Origin of the sequence: Algoriphagus limi (assembly GCF_024919275.1) — a bacterium.
GTDB lineage: Bacteria > Bacteroidota > Bacteroidia > Cytophagales > Cyclobacteriaceae > Algoriphagus > Algoriphagus limi.
In genome coordinates, this window is record NZ_JANWGH010000002.1 from 796141 (window position 1) to 814099 (window position 17959).

The window sequence follows — 17959 nt, forward strand, 5'->3', positions numbered from 1 at the left end:
AAACTCATGGGCAGGCCATTCATCGTTGGGATTACCGGAGGATCAGCATCTGGCAAAACACTTTTCTTGGAAAGACTTTTGGGTAGTTTCAAGCCTGGAGAGGTTTGCCTGATCTCCCAAGACAATTACTACAAACCCCGGCATCTTCAGCCCATCGATGCTCAAGGCGTCCACAATTTCGACACTCCTCAAAGTATAGATTTCGAGGCTTATGCTGATGATATCCGCAAAATCCAAAAGGGTGAAACGGTATATCGAGAGGAATATACCTTCAATAACGCAGCGAAAAAGCCTAAAATGCTAGCTTTCGAGCCTGCGCCAGTGATTGTGGTGGAAGGGATTTTTGTGCTATACTATCCTGAATTGTCTGATTTATTGGATTTGAAGGTTTTCATAGACGCCAAGGATCATATCAAACTGAAAAGGCGGATTATTCGTGATAAAGTAGAGCGAGGCTATGACCTTGACGATGTTCTTTATCGCTATGAGATGCATGTGATGCCTACCTATGAAAAGTACATCAAGCCTTTTAAGAATGATGCGGATTTGATCATTCCAAACAATGATAATTTCGATATGGGCCTAGAAGTCATCCGAACTTACCTTCGAGCCAAATCCTTTCAAAGGCCTTGATTAGTTGGTTTTTGCATAAAAATTATTTCTATATTTGCCCTCCATGAAACAAAAAAGCAATAAAAACAAACTTTGGCAGCGAAGACTAACCCTAGTCTTGGCCATGTTGTTGTGCTTCTTTGTGGCTTCTGTGGAGTATGTAGCAGAGCAAGAGCCGGTAAAAGTTGAGAATCACCAAAATCCTGATTCTGGAGACTTTACTGTGCTAAGTATGGCTGTGGATGCTGTAGTGCCATTTGCTGTACAGGTTACCCAGACAGCTCTCTATTTTATTTATGACATAATCAGTTTTGAGCCACGCACTTTTGTGGTTTCGGCTGTCACCGTTCCTCATTACAATCAACTGGTTCAGATACTTTTCGAACGGATCATATCAACCCAAGGGCCCTAGTCCTTCATTTTTCTAACACCTATCTATCGCAGGCAAAAATTTGTCCTGCTACAATCTCTTATTTCTAAAAATCAATTTAAAATTCAATAATTCAATGCAAAACAAAGGAGTCATTGTGTTTTTGACAGTGGTGATTACAGCCTTGTGTCTGTATTATCTGTCATTCACATTTGTTTCAAATGGCATTCAGCAGACAGCTACTGAATATGCCACAGATGCCTCAGGTAACGTAGATTTTGTAAAAAGAAGAGCGTACCTCGATTCAATTTGGAGAGAGCCTGTTTACAATTTCTTGGGGGCAGATTTCACTTACCAGGAAATCAAAGAAACCGAACTAGGTCTTGGTCTTGACCTTCAAGGTGGTATGCACGTGACCTTAGAAGTTTCTCCAGTAGAAATTGTAAAAGGTTTGGCTGGAAATCCTAAAGATGAGGCTTTCAACAAATCTGTAGAAGATGCTCGTCTCGCAGCAAAAACTTCTACAGATAAGTATGTCAACTTATTCTATTCAGCTTGGCAGCAAAATAACCCGGGTAGAAACCTGAGCAGCATTTTCGCTACTGCAGCCAACAGAGGTAGAATTTCTTTGGAATCCTCTGATGCTGAAATCTTAGATATCATCGATACTGAGGTTGAAAATGCAATCGAGCGATCTTTCAACATCCTTCGAACTCGTATTGACCGATTTGGTACTTCTCAGCCAAATATTCAGCGTATCCAAGGAACTGGAAGAATTCAGGTAGAACTTCCAGGTGTGGATAACCAGGAGCGTGTTAGAAAACTATTGCAAGGTGTAGCTAAGCTTCAATTCTGGGAAGTAGCAGAAGTAAACGAAATCGGTGGTGCTATCGATGCAATTAATGCAGCTTGGGTTGCTGATAATCAAGGTAATGCTGAAAGCGAGCAGGATTCAGTTTCTATGGAAAATATGTCCGAGGAAGATTCCTTACGAATGGCTCTTGAGAAGCAATTAGAGCAAATCGATCCATTGAATCAGTCCAATGATATCTCTCCGCTATATAGCCTAATCCAGGCGAATTATGGTCTTGCTTACCAAGTTCGAGATACTGTGGTGATCAATCGAATCTTGAACAACCCGAATTACAAGTCTCTTCTTCCAAGAGACATCAAGTTGTTGTGGGGAGTTAAGCCGGTTACTCCAGAAGGTACTGACCTTGAAATTCTAGAATTGTATGCGATCAAAACTCCTCGAGGTTCTGATCAGGCTCCTTTGGAAGGAGATGTAGTTACCGATGCTAGACAGGTATTGGATCAAACTTCCAGACCGGCAGTTTCCATGCAAATGAATGCTGAAGGTGCAAGAAAATGGAGAAGCATCACAGCAGCCAATGTAGGTCGTAGAATTGCTGTGGTTCTTGATGATTATGTATACACTGCGCCAGTTGTAAACGGAGAAATCCCTACTGGTCAGTCTGAAATTTCAGGAACATTTACCCTTCAGGAGGCACAAGACTTGGCGAATATTTTGAAGTCAGGTTCACTTCCAGCACCTACTCAAATCGTAGAGGAAAGCATCATTGGTCCTACTTTGGGTAAGGAAGCTCAAAGTCAGGGTATTATTTCCATGGTGTCAGGCTTGGTATTGGTAGTGCTCTTTATGGTGGCCTACTATGCTAAAGGTGGATTGGTTGCGATCGCAGCCTTGGTGTTTAACATCTTCTTCATCTTAGGAATCTTGGCTCAGTTGGGTACAGCTTTGACCTTGCCTGGTATCGCCGGTATTGTATTGACTATTGGTATGTCGATTGACGCCAATGTGTTGATTTTTGAGCGAATCAAAGAAGAACTTCGAAATGGAGTTGGTTTGATCGCTTCGATTAATGCTGGTTACAATAAGGCATTCTCAGCGATTTTGGACTCCAACGTGACGACTTTCTTGACCGGTGCGATTTTGTATGCTTTGGGTCAAGGTCCGGTGAAAGGTTTTGCAATCGTATTGATGATTGGTATTGCATCCTCTTTCTTCTCCGCAGTATTTATCACACGAGTGATCGTGTCTTGGATGAGTAAGAAAGGAGACAATAGCTCTATCAGCTTTGCTTCACCATTCGCTAAAAATGCACTTTCAAGTATCAGTTTTGATTTCTTGAGTAAGAGAAAGACAGCTTACTTGATTTCCTCAGGAATCATTATTATCGGTTTGGGTATTGCTGCTGTAAACGGACTGAAGTTTGGTGTGGACTTTACAGGTGGACGTTCTTACATCGTTGCTTTCGAAGAGCCTGTTGTTCCTTCCGAATTGAAAGTTGGATTGGACGGGGAATTTGAAGGATCAGTTGAGGTGAAAACTTACGGGTCCAACAATGTACTGAAAGTGACTACTTCTTATTTGATCAATGAAGATGATGATGCTTCCAACTTGGAAGTAGAGCAGAAAGTAAAAGAAGGTATCGCAACAGTTACAGGATTCACTTTCACTGAAGATGCTGAGAATCTTCAGGCTGGAGAATTTGCAATCACAGGTTCTTCCAAAGTTGGTGCAACTGTAGCGGATGATATCAAGACTTCCTCTGCGGAGGCAATGATTGTAGCCTTGATCGCGATCTTCTTGTATATCTTGGTTCGTTTCCGCAAGTGGCAGTTCTCCTTGGCATCAATTATTGCCTTGATTCACGATACCTTGTTTGTGATAGCGGCCTTTGCGATTGCCTCGGCTTTTGGAGCTACTTTCGAAATCGATCAAGTATTTATCGCTGCGGTATTGACGGTAATTGGTTACTCAATTAACGATACCGTGATTGTATTTGACCGAATCAGAGAAAACATCGAGCTTCGAGGAACAGGAAAATTGGTAAGCATCTTCAATGAGGCTATCAATTTGACCTTGGGACGAACATTGATTACATCCTTTACTACCTTGATTGTGGTGATTGTACTTCTTGTATTCGGTGGAGAGGTATTGAGAGGATTCTCCTTTGCCTTGTTCATCGGTATCCTTGTAGGTACCTATTCATCCATCTACATCGCAACTCCAATCGTAGTGGACTTGATGAAGCGAGAAATGGATAAGGAAAAAGACGCTAAGAAAGTAGCTTAAGCTTCGAAAATAAATAAACAAAAACCCGCTTCGAGATTATTCGAGGCGGGTTTTTTTATTAATTAAGTTTTGGATTATTCCCACTCAAAAACTCCCATCGAAGACCGACGGTAATTTCTCTTCAACTCAGGGTATTGATCTAATAATCTGCTAAAGTCTCCGTTTGGATCTAGGACGATTTGAGGCTGCTGGGAATGGATAAGCTCAAATAAGTGAGCCCGTTGACTGAGATCTTTTTCTTGATCCAAGTAAACCTTGCTCAGGTGATAATTCAAGAATGGTCCGCCAAGTCTATGGTTCAAATACGCTCCCATTTCATCTCCTAAAATTAGGATGGACTTTTCTGCTGGGAGGGAGCCTTTATATTCTTGTACTCTATAATTTTCCTGCACCACATCATTATTTCCAAAAAACTGCCAACTGACTAGCGGAAGTAAGACCACCAAGGCAAAGAAGCTTAATTGGATGATGATTTTTCGCTGAATCACCAATAAGAATCTAGTGATGAGGTAGCTTAAAACAGGAAGCAATATGACGAGTTGGTAAGTTGCTTGGCGTTTTGAGAAGAACAGCGAGGCTCCAGCAAAAAGCAACCAAAAGATCATAATTTGCCGTTGCTTTTGTTGGTTGATAGTGGCGGATGAGGCTAAAGAACCGATAAAATAACCCAGGAAAGCTAGGAGAAGCGGAAAAGCTAAAAGAACCCCAATCCATTCAAGAGGTTGGTATAGGTAAGCATTTGATTTTAAGAACAGAGGCCAGATTTCAATATAACTTTCCAAACCATCCATCCAGAAATAATAGACGGAGATCAGTAAAATCGGAAGAAAGTAACCGGTCAGGGAAAGCATCAATTGTCGGAATGAAAAGCCACTGATAGCGATTCCAACCACTATCAAAAATGGTAGAAACAAGACATAAATTGCGTGAAACCCTGTAGCTAGACCCCCATATATCCCAATCAATAGCGTTGACTCACTACTTTCTTTCTGCAAAACTGTTTGAGAAAAAAGCTGCGAAAGCGCCAAAATCAAAAAAGTACTCCCTAGCAGCGCTGGACTCAAGCTGAGCATATCAAAGCTCATATGGAAAAGAGAAAGCAGAATGATAGCCGGCAAATAGGTGTTTTCTGAAAACACACGATACCGAATCATCGTACGGTTCCAAAGGATTACCTGAAAAATGATGAGTAGACGTCCCAGTATTTCATATACCAAAAGGCTTCTTCCGAAAAGCCGATCAATCCACATGAAAATTCCAGCGGAAAGTGGGGCGGTATCATCGAGGATTTCTTCATAAAGCAAAAACCCATCAGAAAGGCGTTCTCCTAAAACCATCCAACCTAATTGGGTTTTGGTTAGGACGTCATTTGAAAAGAACAAATACAATACGGTCCAAAGGAGTAGGAAAAAGGCTACACCAATGATTCGAAAAGGATCGTTTACTTTGAAAAATTGAAACAAGTTGAGTGGATCTGTTTAGGCTTGAGGCCGAAATTAAAGCTTGCCCAAGTATTTCGCTAAATTTGTACCATAAATACTTCAAATGGAAAGCAAAAGACAACAAAAACATGCAAAACTCCTGCAGAAGGAGCTTGGAGAGATTTTCCAAAAGGAAGCAAAACATTTGGTTGGGAAAGCCATGATAACTGTTACACGGGTTTTTGTAAGCCCGGATCTCAGTGTGGCAAAGGTTTACCTGAGTTTTTTGCTGGCAGATTCTCAAGCGATCTACGAATTGATTCAGGAGCATAAGAAAGAAATCAGGCATTATTTGGCCAAGCGAATCGGAAAATCTGTTCGTATCATTCCCGAATTGGCATTTTTCCCGGACGATTCTGCTGCCTATGCACAGCATATGGATCAGGTAATTTCGAATTTGGATATCCCTCCGGCTACGGAAGAAGATGAAGAAGAAGATAATTAAAGCCTTTCCCTTTTGAACTTAAGCTATTTCATAGCAGGCCGTTATTTCCGCAGTAAGAAGAAACGAAATTTCATTACTGTACTGTCGACTATTTCCATGATTGGAGTGGCAGTCGGGACAATGGCTTTGGTCATTGTCATGTCGGTATTTAATGGTCTAGAGGATTTGATCCGGGGGTTGTTTGCTAGCTTCGATGCTGAATTGAAAGTGGAGGCAGTGATGGGGAAAAGCTTTGAGGCTTCCACGGATTGGTTGAATGACATTCGGGAAGTGGAAGGAGTAGCTGTATTGACCGAGGTAATTGAAGACCATGCTCTTTTTGATTACAATGGAAATCAACTCGTCGCTACAATCAAGGGAGTATCCGATAATTTTCTGGAACAGGAGCGTTTTTCCCAAGGGTATTTTTGGGGAGACACCACCTTGGGGACAGATTTGAGACCTGGAGCTATAATGGGTCGGGGAGTGGGATTTTTTCTCTCTGTCAATCTCAAGGATATCAATGTTCCACTCAAAGTTTATTACCCAAGAGCTCCACGAAGCGCAGCAACTTTAAATCCCAACCAATTATATTCCTCTGCTTCTCTAGAACCGGTCGCCTTTTTCTCGGTTGAGCGGCAGTTTGATGATGAGTATGTCATAGCTCCTTTAAATTTCACCAAGGAGTTGTTGAATTACGGATCTCGAAGAACTTCTTTGGAGATCAAGGTGGCGGATGGTTATAGTGTTCAGGAAGTTCAGAGAAATCTAAAAGCTCACTTGGGATCGGATTTTTCAGTAAAGAATACTGATGAGCAACATGCGGACCTGCTTCGAACTGTCAAATTGGAAAAGCTTTTCGTTTTCCTCACCCTTACATTTATTTTGGCAATAGCCTCCTTTAATATTTTCTTTTCCCTGAGCATGTTGGCCATAGAAAAGAAAAAAGACATCGCCATTTTGAAAGCAATTGGGGCAAAGGACGCGTTGATTCGTGCTATATTTTTAAAGCAAGGAGGAATGATATCAATAAGCGGTGCTTTGGTGGGATTGGTCTTGGGTTTTTTGGTCGTTTGGCTTCAGGAAAGTTATGGTTTGGTTTCGCTTGGTATTGCCTCAGCAGTTGTAGAATCTTATCCTGTAAGGATGATTTGGACAGATTTTTTGTGGATTAGTGTTGCGGTTATTCTGATCACCTTAATTGCTTCCTGGCGTCCGGCCTGGATAGCTTCTCGGGTAGAGACTACTAAAGAGCTTTAATTTTGGCAGGCTTTTTCCCAAGCCTGTTGGGAGGCCTCCATACCCCAATCCGCCGCTAATTTTAAGTTTTGACATGCTTCAGATTTTCGATCCATCCTTAGCAAAGTTATTCCCCGATGATAATAAGCAGTTGGTAGTGCTGGATCAACAGCTATTAACTGAATAAAGTCTGCCATAGCTCCTTCTAAGTTACCTAATTGATATCGGGCTTGGCCTCTTGCTAATAAAAGCTCAGGGTTTCTTTCGTCTTGAAAAAGGCCTTCTGAAAAATAGTTTTCGGCTTGTTTATGAAGCTCTTCCCTATTGAAGACTGTTCCTAAATAAAGCCAAGACTCAGGGTCTTGGGGGTTGAGTTCTACAGCCTTTTCTAAATCTTGTTTTGCCTCATCCAGTTTTCCTTGATTTAGAAAAAAGTAGCCTCGTTTTTTCCATACTTGCGGATCTTCAGGTTTGTTTTTAATTGCTAAATCATAGGGTTCTTGCAGCTCTGTAATATCCTTTCCCTGAATCAAAGCCAATCTTTCCTTAGCTATAAAATGCTCTGGACTAATTTCTAATGCATGGATTAAGGCCTTTTCGGCTTCTTCGTTTTTATTTAATTTCCAAAGGGCAAACCCCTTTTCAGCAAAATAGTCAGCTTCAGCTTTGCCTTTTATAGCCTGGTTGAAATAATTGAGGGCTTCCTCATACTGTTTCATCCCCATATAGCAGAGGCCTAAATGATAGAAGACAGGGGTCAGATTTTCGGATTGCTCAGTAAAAATCCCTGAAACTCCACCTTCAGTAGCGTTTTTCCTGTAAATGATCTGGGTTGTTTCTCCTTTGGGAAGACGGAGAAAGGTCTTGAAATCTTCAGCGGCCTCTCCAAAACGTTCCATTTTCAAGAGCAATCTTCCCCTACTAAAAAAGAATGAAGCTATTTCAGGATTGTGAAAAATTGCTTGGTTATAGTACTCTAAGGCAAACGGCTCATTTTCCCCTGGAAACTTTTCATAAATCTGACCTTGGTACCAATAAGCAGTGGCATCCGTTGGATGATCTTTGATCCATTGATCAATTAGGAAGAATGCCTGCTCATAATCTTCGCTTTCATAGGCCTCCAATGCCTTTTCAAAATCATTCTTGTCAGAAGTGATTTGAGCTGATGCAAAGGGAATAGGAATTCCAACTAATAAAACTAAAAGGCAAAGGATGCGCATTGATTTGAATAAAGCTTGAATTTATATAAAAACTGTCAAAGGCTCTTGGATGAGATTGGCCAAGAGTTTGGATAAAATCCTTAAAAAATCGGGTTAAATTTGCCCTTAGGCATATTTATTGAATGCTGCAGTCCAACCCCAAAAACTAACTTAATCATGAGAAGTCTTAAAGGTAGTCTGCTAGTCTGCTTTTTCTTGTTGACAGGCACCCTTTTCGCACAGGAATCCTCTGAGCAGGGATCGCTTCAGTCTGGCACCATCGATTCCCAATTTGAATACTTATATCGCGTTTCCAATAATTATCAGGAATATAAGGTAGTTCGTAGAAGCTATTTGGATCAATTGAAATCCAATATCTTGGACTCCATCCAAACCATGCGTGGCGAAGTCTTGGAGATGAAGCAGGAAGTTCAGAGTAGACAAGACTCCATCCGATCGATTCAACAGGTTTTGGCTCAAACAGAAGAAGAAAAGCAGGAAGCTATCGCGGCCAAGGACAATTTTTCCTTTTTGGGAATTGGGATTCACAAAGCTGTTTACTCCACGTTTATGTGGGTTTTAGTCGCTGCATTAGCTGTTGCTCTTGCGTTTTTCTCCTTCAAATATTTCCGAAGCTTCTCCAAAATCAAGCGTGCTGAAAAAGATTTGACGGATTTGCAGGAAGAGTTTGAGCAGCATCGCAAAAACACCTTGGAACGAGAGCGAAAGCTAAAGAGAGAGCTCATAGATGCTCAAATGGGCAAGTCATAAGAATTAGAAGTCATGCTCGAAGTAGACTATGCGGTTGTAGGACTTGGTGCTGTAGGCTCTGCAGCACTTTATTTTTTGTCCCAAAAAGGGGAGAGTGTTCTCGGCATAGATCGATTTGATCCGCCTCATTCTATGGGTTCATCTCATGGAGAAACTCGTATCACTCGATTGGCAGTAGGAGAAGGACAGGAATATGTTCAATTGGCCAAGCGTTCTCAACAAATTTGGAGAGAATTGGAAGAACTTACCAAAGAGGATCTTTTTCGACAGGTAGGTGGGATTTTAATCGAATCCGGTGAGCAGCCTTGGGTCAAATACGGAGGTTCAAGTTTTTTTGATAAGACTTGTGATTACGCCAATTCAGAATCAGTTCCGCATGAAATTCTGAACCAAAAGGAGCTTAAGGAAAAATTCCCTGCTTTTGAAACCGGTTCCAAGGGAAGAGCATACTATGAACCTTCCGCCGGCTATGTTTTTCCAGAAAAAATTATCAGAACTCAGCTGGATTTGGCTGCCAAAAATGGAGCTAAGATTCGCGTTCATCAACCTGTTCAGGCTATTCGACAGCGGGAAGGCTGGGTAGAAATCCAACTTCGAGAAGAAACCATCCGGGCCAAAAAAGTCCTGATTTCGGTAGGAGGATGGGTGAAGGATTTTCTAGGAGAAAATGAAAAGCCAAAATTTAAAATTTGCCGTCAGGTTCTGCATTGGGTGAAACTTAAAAAGGGAAGTCCTATGGAATCTGTCAAGCCCGTATTTATGTGGGGATATGGGGCAGAGCCTACAGACTTTTTATATGGATTTCCAAGCTTGGATGGTAAGACAGTTAAGCTTGCTACCGAGCAGTTTGAGGAAATTCCTCATCCGAGCTTTTTGGATAGGACAGTCAACAAGGAGGAACAAGATCTGTTTTTGAAAGATAAAATTGAAGGAAAGTTCCACGGGCTGCTTCCAGAAATAGAACGGAGCGAGGTTTGTTTTTACACAGTTACTGAAGATGCCAAGTTTGTAATAAAAACGCACCCCGAAATGGAACGTGTTTTATTAGTTTCTGCCTGTTCAGGACATGGTTTCAAACATGCAAGTGCACTAGGCGAGCAACTGGCATCAGAGTTAATGGTGGATTGATTGTAAGCTTATCCTCTTTCTTCGAATAATCCCAATTTTAAATTTAAAAGGCTATTTTTGCGGCTAGATTAATCCAAAGTAATGGCAAAGAAACGAGGAGGCGCACTGGAAGAGCACGAAAAACGAAAGTTGAATAAAAAGAACTTCCAAAAGCTGAGTGGGATATTCCACTTTATGCTTCCTTACAAGGGTTACTTTTTTCTGGGTTTGGTCTTTTTGCTTTTTTCATCCCTGACCCTTCTGACCTTTCCTTATGTTGCAGGTAAGTTAATTGACACCGCTCAAGGTTCAGAATGGATCGTCAATGATATCAATTCCATCGCCTTGATTTTAATAGGCATTTTGGCAGTTCAGAGTATCTTCTCCTTTTTCAGGGTTTGGCTTTTTGCCCAGGTTTCTGAGCGATCTATGCGGGATATCCGGACAGCTCTTTACGATCGAATGCTGCATCTTCCAATGGCCTTTTTTGATAAGCGTCGAACAGGAGAGCTTATTTCAAGAATCACTTCGGATGTGAGCTTGCTTCAGGATGCTTTTTCAGTGACTTTGGCTGAGTTATTCCGTCAGGTAGTTACCCTGTTGGCGGGAATAGGGTTTTTGGTTTTTACGACTCCAAAGTTGACGCTTTTTATGCTGGGGACCTTTCCGGTTTTGGTTCTCTTGGCCATGGTTTTCGGTCGATTTATTCGTCAGCTCAGTAAGAAAACTCAAGATGAACTAGCCAATGCCAATGTCATCGTAGAGGAGACTTTGCAGTCTATTACGACAGTGAAGTCTTTTGTTGGCGAAAAGTATGAATCGTCTCGGTATTCCAGTGGATTGGGGAATGTGGTGAAGGTAGCCCTTCGAACAGCAAAATTCCGCGGAGCATTTATTTCCTTTATCATTTTTGCTCTTTTTGGAGGAATTGTAGCGGTCATGTGGTATGGCGCCAGCTTAGTTTCCTCAGGAGAGATGAGCGTTGGAGAATTGGTTTCCTTTGTCCTTTACACCACCTTCATTGGTGGGTCCATAGCGGGTTTGGGGGACATTTACAGCCAAATTCAAAAAGCCATAGGTAGTTCTGAGCGGGTTCTGGAGATTTTGGATGAAAAAGAGGAAAAATCCAGCGGAAGTACAATTTCGGAAGGATTGGGAGCTATAGTTTTTTCTCAGGTGAGTTTTCATTACCCTACTCGACCTGAAGTGGAGGTCCTAAAATCTCTTTCCTTGCAAATCAAACCTGGAGAAAAAGTGGCGCTTGTTGGGCATTCTGGAGCCGGAAAGTCCACCATTATCCAGTTGCTTCTCCGATTCTATGATATTGAAAAGGGTGAAATTCTTGTGAATGGCTTGTCGCTTTCGGATTGGGACCTTGAAGAGTTACGAAAGCACATCGGTATAGTACCTCAGGAGGTTTTATTGTTTGGTGGAAGTATCCGTGAGAATATTGCTTACGCGAAACCAAATGCCACTGAAAAAGAAATCATTGAAGCCGCTCAAAAAGCAAATGCTTGGCAGTTTATTTCTCAATTCCCGGAAGGTTTGGATACTTTGGTTGGGGAGCGTGGAGTGAAGCTTTCCGGAGGTCAGCGACAGCGTGTAGCCATTGCCCGCGCAATTTTAAAAGATCCAAGTTTGTTAGTCTTGGATGAAGCGACTTCTTCTTTGGATGCCGAGTCAGAAGCTTTGGTTCAGGAGGCTTTGGATGAGTTGATGAAAGGAAGGACCACTATTATTATTGCCCATCGATTGGCAACAATCCGAAAGGTAGATCGAATCTATGTGCTTAGCGACGGAAAGATTGTAGAGGAGGGAAACCATTATGAATTGGCGGATAAAGAAGATGGATTTTACTCCAATTTGGTTCGTCTTCAATTTGCCGATCATTAAATCAAATCAACCATTATTTTTTTCAATAAATAATTTTCAACAAAGTGGTTGATCCTTCTGTTTCTGTTAAAAATTTCTGAAAAATGGACCATTTATTAGATGCTCTAATTTCTTCCGTAAGGAAGGAAAGGGAGGAGTTATTGAATCATCCACTTTACAATAATCTACAAAGCCTGGAGGATTTTCGGATCTTCATGGAATATCATGTTTTTGCTGTTTGGGATTTTATGAGCTTACTAAAAGCTCTGCAGCATCGGCTGACTGGGATGTCATTGCCTTGGTTACCTGCATCTGACCCAATGGCCGCCAGATTGATCAACGATATCGTCTTAGCTGAGGAAAGTGATGAAGATGGTTTGGGAGGTTATTGCAGTCATTTTGAACTATACCTTCGAGCGATGCAAGAAGCAGGAGCGTCCCTAGAGCCAATTAACCGACTGACCAAGATGCTCGCATCTGGATATAGTTTGGAGGAGTCCATGAACCAATGTAATCTGCCAGATTTTGTGCGGAAATTTCTTCGGGTAAATTACCAAACCGCCCTATTCGGCGAAGCTCATGAAATCGCATCATCCTTTACTTTGGGTAGAGAGGATTTGATTCCTGATTTGTTTAGAAAACTTGTTGACGAGCTAGTAAAAGATCAACCTGAAGAGCTAAAGACTTTGGCTTATTATTTTGATCGCCACATTCATTTGGATGAAGAGGAGCATGGGCCATTAGCTTGGAGAATGGTGGGAATGCTATTGGAAACAGAGACTCATTTAGAAGAAGCAATCGTGGCAGCAAGAGAAGCTTTAGCAGCTCGAAAAATCCTTTGGGATGGAATCAATCGTGAGATTTTAACCCAAAAGACGGCTTTTGCTAATTAATCGAGATTGTGGAGGGTGATGGATTTCGTCATCCCTCCAAATTTTTCTTGATAGACCTTTCCTTGAGGAAATAACTCCTTCATTTCTTTTTCATCCAAAAGCCTGATTTCGTCAATATATTGCTTTGCTGCTTTCAAATCCCACTTTTGAAATCGGCTTAAGGGCGTTTTTGTCAAGGTTTGGAGGAGTAGATTTTTAGGCCAATACTGCGCGAAGGGAAGGGCATAATGCGCTTCAATCGGAAAATAGCGATTGGGAGTTTGGACGTAATATTTTTTCCCCACCCGTTGGATTTCTTGCGCCATTTTCTGTTGATTTTCCCAAGTATAAAGGTGCTCTATCACCGAATTGGAAAATACCAGATCGAATTCACCTTTACCAAATTCGGGCATAGCAGTAGCGTCTCCTTTTGCTCCTTTTATGTTTGGAAGCTCGCTTTTTTCTAAATGAAGATTCAGTAAAGTAATCTCAATCGTAGGATATTCTATCAATTTGCTTGATTCCCAGAAATAGGCCGTTCCTCCTACATCCAAGATTCGGACAGGTTTTCCCGGATCGAAGTTTTTGAAAAAAAGAGACTCAAAGTAGGCCAGTCTTTTTTTACGAAAACTTGCACCCAAAGAGTCTGGGTCGTCAGAGGAAGCGAAAATTTTTGAGAGAAAACTCGTCATTGCCAAAAATAACAGTGATTCAGAATTTAGTGTCAAAAGTAAGCATGCTTGACGATTCTTTTCTTAATTTTGGATTTGAAATCGAGATAAGCCTTTGAATGAGTAGCTTAGCCTGATTTTTGTAACGGACAGATTGTTTGATCGGATTTTTATGAAGCGCAGATTTGATAAATATTTTCCTTGGCTATTTACAGTCAGTGACATTCTTGCTTCATGGGTAGCATTGTTGTTTTGCAACCTGCTACTTCAGGAATTTGGAATTTTTTCCGGAGTTGGAGTTGAGGCGCTTTTGCCCCTTTCTATCCTTTGGATTTTTATTGTATTGCTTCGGAAAGACTATAAAATCGGTCGAACTGATGAATATAGCCAAACACTCAAACATCTTTTAGGGACTGTTCTTTGGTTTGTAGGAGCCACAGCTGTCTTGTGGATCCCATTTAATACTCCAAATCTTCAGGTATTTCCGGTTCTAGCCTTGGGTTTGGGAATGCTGGTTTTGATGGGTAGTTACCGAGTGGGAGTGCATATGATGCTCCGCTCTTATCGTTCCAAAGGGAATAATTACCGAAACGCAGTAATCGTAGGAAAAGGAGGGACTAGTCCCAAACTGGCTGATGTATTTCGAATCCGAAAGGATTTTGGAATCAATTTTCTAGGATACTTTGATAACCTCTCTGATTGCAAACAAACCCGAGGTGATATCCATGATTTTTTTGAGCAAGCACCAAACTTGGACTTGGATCTCATTTACATTCATGAGCAGCTTGAGCCGGGATTAGTTCGGAAAGTGATTGATTTTGCGGATGAGAATTACATCAAAGTCAAAATGATCCCTGGTGGATCTTTGCAGTTGGAGAAGAATCTTTCCTTCTCCCGCTACGGTGATTTCTTTGTAATCAATGTCAATGAGATTCCACTGGACAATGCTTTCAACAGCTTTGCTAAGCGAGCTTTTGACGTGGTTTTTGCCAGTTTGGTAATAGTATTTATTCTTTCTTGGTTGATTCCGTTGGTAGGTTTGCTAATTAAGATTGAATCAAGAGGACCTGTCTTTTTTATCCAAAAACGAAACGGGGTAAACAATCGAGTCTTCAATTGTCTGAAGTTTAGATCCATGACCCCGAATGATTATGCGGATACTGTACAGGCCGTCAAAGGCGATCCTCGGGTTACGCGCATTGGCTCTTTCCTTCGCACCACCTCTTTGGATGAAATGCCTCAGTTCATCAATGTACTCCTGGGGGATATGTCTATTGTGGGGCCACGACCGCATACCATTCCAATGAATCAGACTTTTAAGAAGCAAATCGATCGCTATAATTCACGGCACAAAATCCGTCCGGGGATTACCGGTTTGGCTCAGGTTAGAGGGTATCGAGGAGAAATTGAAAATCCACATCAAATTCGCTCACGCGTTCGTTTGGATTATTTTTATATCAATAATTGGTCTTTCTTGTTGGATATGGGCATTATGGTCAAGACGGTTCATGAGTTGCTCTTCAACCGTGAAAATGCCTATTAATTCATGAGTTTCTGTAAATTTTGTGGAGGGAAAAAGCTTCGTGAATTTATTGCTCATGAAAAAATGCTTGGCCTGGGTGAAGCCTTTGTTTACCAAGAGTGTCTTTCCTGCCATTCCTTACAGATCAAAGAAGTTCCAGAAGATTTAAGTCCCTACTATCCCTCGGAAGGTTATTATTCTTTTTTGCCATTAGTTCAATCGGATTCCTTTCGGCTTTTCCTTAAAAAGCTTCGCATGCGAATGTTTTTAAAGTGGGGTATATCCTGGAAAAGTCCCTCCTATGGCTATTGGTTAAAGCGAATTTATCGGAGCTTTGATGATGCAATTGCCGATGTCGGCTGTGGCAATGGGCAATTGCTGTATGAGTTGCATGCGGGAGGATTTAGAAATTTGACTGGAATAGATCCTTTTTTGAAGGAATCCTCTTTGATAGCACCTGGTCTTAAGCTTATCAAAAGCAAGCTGGAGGAAGTTGACCAAAAGTTTGATGTGATTATGATGCACCATTCTTTTGAGCACTTGCACGATCCAGTGGAAGAATTGCAAAAATGCTATGATTCGCTTAAACCTGGGGGAAGGTTATTAATCCGTACGCCGTTGGCGAATTGCGAGGCTTGGAAAGAGTTTGGGACGAATTGGGTTCAGTTGGATGCACCGCGTCATTTGATCATTCCTAGTTTGGAAGGGTTTGAAGCCTTGGTTTCAAAAAGTGGGTTTCGCCTGAAGGAGGTTCTTTTTGATTCAACAGGCTTCCAGTTTTGGGGATCAATGCTGTACGAAAGAAGGTTGAATTTGGTGGAGAAAAGTTATGCTGGACAATTTTCGAAGGAAGAACTAGCTCAATTAAATGAAAAAGCCCTCCGATATAATCAGGAGGGCAAAGGCGATCAGGTCTGTTTCTTTTTGGAGCGCAAAGATTAGATTCGAAGCAAGGCTTCAAAGAATCCTAAGGTTTCTCCCTTTTTCTTGAAAATGATCATTGGCAAGGAATTGTTGGCTTCAATCATTTTTTCGGCTGTGCTTCCTAGGAGCACAGCGGCTGATTTTGAGCGACCTCTAGAACCCATGATTATCATATCCGCATCTAATTTATGGGCTTCATTCATGATGAGATCGCCTGGGTTTTCCCCATCATTGAGGACGAAGTCGCATTTGAGTTCAGGATGATTATGCTGGGACACGAATTTTTCATAATCATGCTCGGCATTGTTTTTCATGATTTCTGCAAATTCCTCAAATGATTTCCCGGTTTTAGAATAGCCTGCTGGGACGTGATACATATGAACTGGAATCAGTTCCGCTCCCAATTCATCGGCTATTCTTTCTCCAAAGTCATAAATCAAATGGTTGTGATTTGAAAAATCCGTAGGAACCATGATGCGCTTCGGTAGTCCAGGAGGTCTCTTTTCCTGAAGCAGCATGACAGAGCAAGGAGCTTTTTTAGCTACTCCATTTGCAAGTACTCCATTTCCTATCAAGGTATCTTTGCGGCCCATGATGATCAAGTCCACATTTTTGATTCGGGCCCATCGAAGAAAGGTTTCCAAAGGATGATCACCTTCTTCTGCAAAAATTTCTATCTCGATATTTTCAGGGAAGTTGTGCTGCTTGACTTTATCCTCAATCAAGGCTTCGATGGATTCATCACCGGGAGCCAATAAGTCAGGGTATTGACGGAGTACTTCATCAGGGATCGCCAAGTTTTGGGCTACGTGAACAAAATAGCACTTCTCAACACCTAAAAACTTCAAGAATATTTTGGTTTTCTCGATCAGGATGTCATCCATCTCGGTCAAATCCAATCCAATCATAATTTTTGGGAAAAATTTCATAGCGCGATGTCGTTTGAGAGTCTTAATTTAAAATAATGATCGAGTTTATTAAATAGTTTTTACGATTTTGCCTTAATCAGGGTCTAATTGGAAGATTAATCAGATGACACAATTACAAAAATATTTTTTGGCAATCTTACCGCCTCCGGATTTTCTTCAACAAGTCCATGAATTGAAGTTAAAACTTCGGGAGGAGTTTGGGATAAAATATGCCTTGAAATCTCCTCCACACATCACGATTCGGATGCCTTTTTTATATAATGAATTAAAAGAGGATCGGATGGTTGGCTTATTGAATTCATTCGCAGCCAATATTGGACCTTTTCCATTGGAAGTAAAAGGGACAGATCAATTCCGGGGCCGTGTGATTTTTTTAGATATCCATGCGGGAGATGAGTTGTTTGAGATGCAAAAAGCATTGAGGATATTCTGTAAGCGAAATCTCAATTTGAAAGATGAATTGAGTGATCTGAGTTTTCACCCACATATGACGGTTGCTTTTCGCGATGTGAAAAAGCTGCAATTTGATTCAGTTTTTAAAAGGGTCAAGGAACAAGGATTAGAAGCAAAATTCGAAGTGAACGGCTTCTTTCTTTTAAAGCATCAAAATGGGGTTTGGACGCCAAAAACTGAGATTTTGCTAAAAAACTGAGCCTATCAAATCAATTTTTTTCCTTTTATTAAAAAATCTTATAAAAATTTAATTTCGACAAAATCAGGAAAGGAACTAAAAAGTTTCGAGCATTATATTTTCAATATCGGACAGGAGCAAAATTTTATTTCAAAAAATTCCTAGTTAATCATTTTTTCAAAATAAAATTTCTTTTTCAAATCTAAAAAATCATAAATCTATTAATTGAACTTTT

General features: G+C 41.1%; 16 protein-coding genes. 12 read left to right on the forward strand and 4 right to left on the reverse strand.

The window, feature by feature from the left end; translation table 11 throughout:
- Positions 1-6 precede the first annotated feature (6 nt).
- From NY014_RS11880 to secDF, 3 genes are all read left to right on the forward strand, one after another.
- Positions 7-633, forward strand: a complete 627-nt coding sequence (locus NY014_RS11880; RefSeq protein WP_259414885.1) for a uridine kinase family protein — start codon at positions 7-9, stop codon at positions 631-633.
- Between the two features lie 43 nt (positions 634-676).
- Positions 677-1024 carry a hypothetical protein gene (locus NY014_RS11885; protein ID WP_259414799.1) on the forward strand — a complete coding sequence of 116 codons (348 nt, stop codon included), beginning with the start codon at positions 677-679 and terminating at the stop codon, positions 1022-1024.
- Between the two features lie 94 nt (positions 1025-1118).
- Positions 1119-4082 carry a protein translocase subunit SecDF gene (secDF, locus tag NY014_RS11890; RefSeq protein ID WP_259414800.1) on the forward strand — a complete coding sequence of 988 codons (2964 nt, stop codon included), beginning with the start codon at positions 1119-1121 and terminating at the stop codon, positions 4080-4082.
- Positions 4083-4156: 74 nt separating this feature from the next.
- Here secDF and NY014_RS11895 read toward each other — a convergent pair whose 3' ends face one another.
- The gene (locus NY014_RS11895) at positions 4157-5545 is read right to left on the reverse strand and encodes a hypothetical protein (RefSeq protein ID WP_259414801.1); all 1389 of its coding nucleotides are present in this window, start codon (positions 5543-5545) and stop codon (positions 4157-4159) included.
- Positions 5546-5627: 82 nt separating this feature from the next.
- On the opposite strand from NY014_RS11895, the gene rbfA reads away from it, so the two are divergent.
- Both rbfA and NY014_RS11905 read left to right on the forward strand, forming a co-directional pair.
- Entirely contained in the window at positions 5628-6008 is a 381-nt protein-coding gene (gene rbfA / locus NY014_RS11900; protein WP_259414802.1) for a 30S ribosome-binding factor RbfA, read from the forward strand.
- 12 nt (positions 6009-6020) lie between these two features.
- Positions 6021-7247, forward strand: a complete 1227-nt coding sequence (locus tag NY014_RS11905) for an FtsX-like permease family protein (protein WP_259414803.1) — start codon at positions 6021-6023, stop codon at positions 7245-7247.
- Here NY014_RS11905 and NY014_RS11910 read toward each other — a convergent pair.
- On the reverse strand, positions 7244-8446 hold the full coding sequence (locus NY014_RS11910) for a tetratricopeptide repeat protein (RefSeq protein WP_259414804.1): 1203 nt from the start codon (positions 8444-8446) through the stop codon (positions 7244-7246). The genes NY014_RS11905 and NY014_RS11910 overlap by 4 nt on opposite strands.
- A 156-nt stretch (positions 8447-8602) precedes the next feature.
- Between NY014_RS11910 and NY014_RS11915 the strand changes: the two genes are divergently transcribed.
- The 4 genes from NY014_RS11915 (at position 8603) to NY014_RS11930 (ending at position 13068) form a co-directional block, all read left to right on the forward strand.
- Positions 8603-9196, forward strand: coding sequence for a hypothetical protein (locus NY014_RS11915; RefSeq protein WP_259414805.1), 594 nt, complete (start codon positions 8603-8605; stop codon positions 9194-9196).
- Between the two features lie 12 nt (positions 9197-9208).
- On the forward strand, positions 9209-10324 hold the full coding sequence (gene solA, locus NY014_RS11920; protein ID WP_259414806.1) for an N-methyl-L-tryptophan oxidase: 1116 nt from the start codon (positions 9209-9211) through the stop codon (positions 10322-10324).
- Positions 10325-10405: 81 nt separating this feature from the next.
- Entirely contained in the window at positions 10406-12196 is a 1791-nt protein-coding gene (locus tag NY014_RS11925; protein WP_259414807.1) for an ABC transporter ATP-binding protein, read from the forward strand.
- Between the two features lie 83 nt (positions 12197-12279).
- Positions 12280-13068: a DUF3050 domain-containing protein gene (locus tag NY014_RS11930; protein ID WP_259414808.1), complete on the forward strand. Its 789-nt coding sequence runs from the start codon at positions 12280-12282 to the stop codon at positions 13066-13068.
- On the opposite strand, the gene NY014_RS11935 is transcribed toward NY014_RS11930, so the two are convergent.
- A complete protein-coding gene (locus NY014_RS11935) occupies positions 13065-13739 on the reverse strand; it encodes a class I SAM-dependent methyltransferase (protein ID WP_259414809.1) in 675 nt (224 codons plus the stop codon). The two genes, NY014_RS11930 and NY014_RS11935, sit on opposite strands and share 4 nt — an antisense overlap.
- 151 nt (positions 13740-13890) lie before the next feature.
- Here NY014_RS11935 and NY014_RS11940 point away from each other — a divergent pair, with 151 nt between their 5' ends.
- Both NY014_RS11940 and NY014_RS11945 read left to right on the forward strand, forming a co-directional pair.
- Positions 13891-15261, forward strand: a complete 1371-nt coding sequence (locus NY014_RS11940; protein ID WP_259414810.1) for an exopolysaccharide biosynthesis polyprenyl glycosylphosphotransferase — start codon at positions 13891-13893, stop codon at positions 15259-15261.
- Positions 15262-15264: 3 nt separating this feature from the next.
- Positions 15265-16182, forward strand: coding sequence for a class I SAM-dependent methyltransferase (locus NY014_RS11945; protein WP_259414811.1), 918 nt, complete (start codon positions 15265-15267; stop codon positions 16180-16182).
- On the opposite strand, the gene NY014_RS11950 is transcribed toward NY014_RS11945, so the two are convergent.
- A complete protein-coding gene (locus tag NY014_RS11950; RefSeq protein WP_259414812.1) occupies positions 16179-17093 on the reverse strand; it encodes a universal stress protein in 915 nt (304 codons plus the stop codon). The genes NY014_RS11945 and NY014_RS11950 overlap by 4 nt on opposite strands.
- Before the next feature lie 103 nt (positions 17094-17196).
- Here NY014_RS11950 and NY014_RS11955 point away from each other — a divergent pair, with 103 nt between their 5' ends.
- Entirely contained in the window at positions 17197-17745 is a 549-nt protein-coding gene (locus NY014_RS11955) for a 2'-5' RNA ligase family protein (protein ID WP_259414813.1), read from the forward strand.
- The last annotated feature ends 214 nt before the right edge of the window (positions 17746-17959 follow it).

Bases quoted from the DNA above. Each gene is read 5' to 3' on its own strand.
- NY014_RS11880 (WP_259414885.1), top strand. From the start codon at position 7: ATGGGCAGGCCATTCATCGTTGGGATTACCGGAGGATCAGCATCTGGC.
- NY014_RS11885 (WP_259414799.1), top strand. From the start codon at position 677: ATGAAACAAAAAAGCAATAAAAACAAACTTTGGCAGCGAAGACTAACC.
- secDF (WP_259414800.1), top strand. From the start codon at position 1,119: ATGCAAAACAAAGGAGTCATTGTGTTTTTGACAGTGGTGATTACAGCC.
- rbfA (WP_259414802.1), top strand. From the start codon at position 5,628: ATGGAAAGCAAAAGACAACAAAAACATGCAAAACTCCTGCAGAAGGAG.
- NY014_RS11910 (WP_259414804.1), bottom strand. From the start codon at position 8,446: ATGCGCATCCTTTGCCTTTTAGTTTTATTAGTTGGAATTCCTATTCCC.
- NY014_RS11915 (WP_259414805.1), top strand. From the start codon at position 8,603: ATGAGAAGTCTTAAAGGTAGTCTGCTAGTCTGCTTTTTCTTGTTGACA.
- solA (WP_259414806.1), top strand. From the start codon at position 9,209: ATGCTCGAAGTAGACTATGCGGTTGTAGGACTTGGTGCTGTAGGCTCT.
- NY014_RS11925 (WP_259414807.1), top strand. From the start codon at position 10,406: ATGGCAAAGAAACGAGGAGGCGCACTGGAAGAGCACGAAAAACGAAAG.
- NY014_RS11930 (WP_259414808.1), top strand. From the start codon at position 12,280: ATGGACCATTTATTAGATGCTCTAATTTCTTCCGTAAGGAAGGAAAGG.
- NY014_RS11935 (WP_259414809.1), bottom strand. From the start codon at position 13,739: ATGACGAGTTTTCTCTCAAAAATTTTCGCTTCCTCTGACGACCCAGAC.
- NY014_RS11940 (WP_259414810.1), top strand. From the start codon at position 13,891: ATGAAGCGCAGATTTGATAAATATTTTCCTTGGCTATTTACAGTCAGT.
- NY014_RS11945 (WP_259414811.1), top strand. From the start codon at position 15,265: ATGAGTTTCTGTAAATTTTGTGGAGGGAAAAAGCTTCGTGAATTTATT.
- NY014_RS11950 (WP_259414812.1), bottom strand. From the start codon at position 17,093: ATGAAATTTTTCCCAAAAATTATGATTGGATTGGATTTGACCGAGATG.
- NY014_RS11955 (WP_259414813.1), top strand. From the start codon at position 17,197: ATGACACAATTACAAAAATATTTTTTGGCAATCTTACCGCCTCCGGAT.